This window comes from Persicitalea sp., from assembly GCF_041751555.1.
Classification (GTDB): Bacteria; Bacteroidota; Bacteroidia; order Cytophagales; family Spirosomataceae; genus Persicitalea.
The window spans coordinates 1-2885 of sequence record NZ_JBGSXF010000585.1 but is presented as its reverse complement, the minus strand read 5'-3'; the positions used below and the strand labels follow the sequence as shown (position 1 = coordinate 2885).

The 2885-nt window shown below is 53.2% G+C and carries 1 protein-coding gene and 1 pseudogene; both read right to left on the bottom strand.

Annotated elements, in window-relative coordinates:
* Positions 1-378, bottom strand: a pseudogene (locus ACEW8P_RS20720) (hypothetical protein); the annotation flags it as partial.
* A gap of 20 nt (positions 379-398) precedes the next feature.
* On the bottom strand, positions 399-2885 hold a 2487-nt coding region (locus ACEW8P_RS20715; protein WP_373514980.1), incomplete at its 5' end, for a SusC/RagA family TonB-linked outer membrane protein.

The following is a 2885-nucleotide window of genomic DNA, read 5'->3' as shown; positions in this document are numbered from 1 at the left end:
TACCTTTCCCAAAAAAGTATTTGCCCGAAAAATTCCGGCGTAGCAGTCGTACCAACGCGACGAAATAAAGGGGTTGTCGGGTATCCAGCGATAGTCGCTGATAGCCTTATAGTGGAACCCGTAATCGCCGTTGTCGCCCGTTTGCTCGTCAATGTTATCCGAAGGGCACTCGCCCAGCACAATGGCCGACTCGCGGTACACGCCCTTTCGGCTGAGCGGATCGTAAACCCCGGTGAGGGCCTGCTCGGCGTCTTTGGCCGATTTATAGAAGTTTTCCTCGACGATTCCGTTAGTGAACTCTTTGTTCACGAAATCCTCGCTGCAGCCCGTCAGCAGGGCAAGGCCTGCGGCGATCAGATATGCTTTTGATTTGGTCATGACTCTTGATTTTGAAAGGTTTAGAAATTGCACCGCACACCCAGTGAGGTCGTTCTTACCTGTGGGTAGAGGTCCTGGTAGATCCCCGCCACGGCGCTATTGTTGTTGTCTAGCCCAACCTCCGGGTCGATGCCCGTGAATTTGGTCAGGACGAAGGCGTTCTGCATCGCCACGTACACCTGTAGTTTGTTGATGCCTTTGACCGGAAGTGAATAAGCCAACTGAATATTTTTCAAACGCAGGTAGGAACCGTCTTCCACCAGGTGCGAACTGAGGCGCGTGTTGGAGTTGGGGTCAGTGACGATGGGGCGGGGGATGGAGTTGCTGGTTCCGGGACCATTCCAGGCGTTCACCACGGTCGAGGACTTATTGAAGGCCCGTCCCGACGATTCCAGGATTGAGCGGGCCACGTTCATGATGTCGTTGCCCTGCACGCCAAAAAACTGGAAATTCATATCGAAGCGCTTGTAGGCAAAGTTGCCCCCCAGGCCATAGGTAAACTTAGGATTGGGGTTGCCGATGATCGACTTGTCAGCATCGTTAATCCGGCCATCGCCGTTCAGGTCTTTGTATTTAAAATCGCCGGGACCCGTTCTGGCCACCTGATACGGCGTGGCCGCATTACCATCGATGGAGTTGGCAGCGTCCACCTCGGCCTGGGTTTGGAAGATGCCCTCGGTCGTCAAGCCATAAAAAACGCCCAGCGGTTGACCCACGCGGATAAGCGTCGTGCCGCCCGATCCTGAGTAATTGAAGGGAAAGATATCTCCCCTGGCTCCCAACGAAACCACTTCGTTGTCGTAAGTGGTTAGGTTGGCGTTGAGACTATACCTGAAATCACCGGATCCCTTCTGGTAGCCTATGCTGAACTCCAAACCCTTATTGTTGAATTCTCCCGTATTTTGGGTGATCGTTCTCAGGCCCGACACACCGGGCAAATCCAGGGTAAGGAGCATGTCGGTGCGGGTTCGGTTGAAGTACTCAGCCGAGAAGTTCATCGCCCCATTTAAGAGGGTAGTTTCCAAACCAACGTTGTACTCGGTGACGGTTTCCCACTTGATGTCTGGATTGCCCAAATCGCCCAGGGCTGCTCCCAACGAGGTAATACCCGTCTGGTTGCCAAAAGCATAGTTATAGCCAGACTGCACCCGTGCCAGGTACCGGAAATTACCGATTGCATCGGAGCCGACTTGCCCCCAGCCCACTCTGAGTTTGAGGTCATCCATAAATCCATTCTTCGGGAAAAAGCTTTCCTCCGAAATCCGCCAGCCCGCCGACACTGACGGAAAGACCCCGAACTTTTGGTTCGGACCGAATTTCGATGAACCATCGCGGCGAATATTCATTGTCAGAAGGTACTTGTCGGCGTAGTCATAAATCACCCGGCCGAACACCGAAGCCAGCGACTCCTGCGACGAATTGGTAGATGAATTACTGCTTTTCATACTGCCCGAATCGACTTCGGTGAAAGCATCGGTGTCGTACGTGCCGCTCTGAAAGCCCGAGCGGAAGAAAATATCCAGGGCCGTAGTTCCTAGTAGCCCGCTAAGGTTGTGCTTACCAAAGCTTTTGTTATAGCTCAGGGTATTTTCAAAAATCCATTGCCGAGAGTTGCTGTTGCCAGCCGACACACTCGACAGTCCGGCGGAATTGACGAGGCCGTACGACCAACTGGGATTAAAGGAGTACTGATTCCCAAAGACGAGATTCGTTGAGAAGCTTGTCCTGAATTTTAAGTTTTTGATGGGTTCATACTCGCCGTACAGATTGGCGATAAGGTCGTATGATTCGTCTTTTTGCGTTACGCGGAGGGCATCCGCCACGAAGTTGCCCCGTCTTTCCAGGCGTGGGTCGGTGGGGCCCGCGTAGGAGCCGTCTTCATTATAAATGAGCTGTGTCGGGACGCCCTGGTAGAGGTTAGTGAAGGCTCCGTGAATAAAAGTTCGGTTGCCAGCCCCGTTGTTACGCTGATTGACCCGTGAAAGCATCAGACTATTACCTACCTTGATTTTCTTGGCAATCTGGTTATCGGTATTGATCCGCAACGACATCCGCTCAAAATAGGTCTTGAGCATGATCCCGTCATTCTTGAAGTAGTTGGTCGAAATATAGTACCGGCTCTTGGCCGATCCGCCGGAAATAGACAGTTGATGATCCATCACATTGCCCTGTTGGGTACCCGCCGCCATCCAGTCGGTGCCTTTGCCCAACGATTGTGGATTGGGGAAAGGCGCCTCCTGACCCGCGGCGGTAAAAGCCCGGTTCATGTTTTCGGCAAACTGCGTCGCGTTCATCGGCGGCGGAATCTTGCGGGTGGGGTTCTGGATGCCGTAGTAGCCCGAGTAGCTGATTTGTGCTTTGCCCGTGCTGCCCCTTTTGGTCGTGATCAGTACCACGCCATTCGCGGCGCGTGCTCCGTAAATGGCGGTAGAAGCCGCGTCTTTCAGGACGTCGATCGATTCGATGTCATTCGGATTGATGTTGGCCAGCGGGTTGGAATTTTCGTC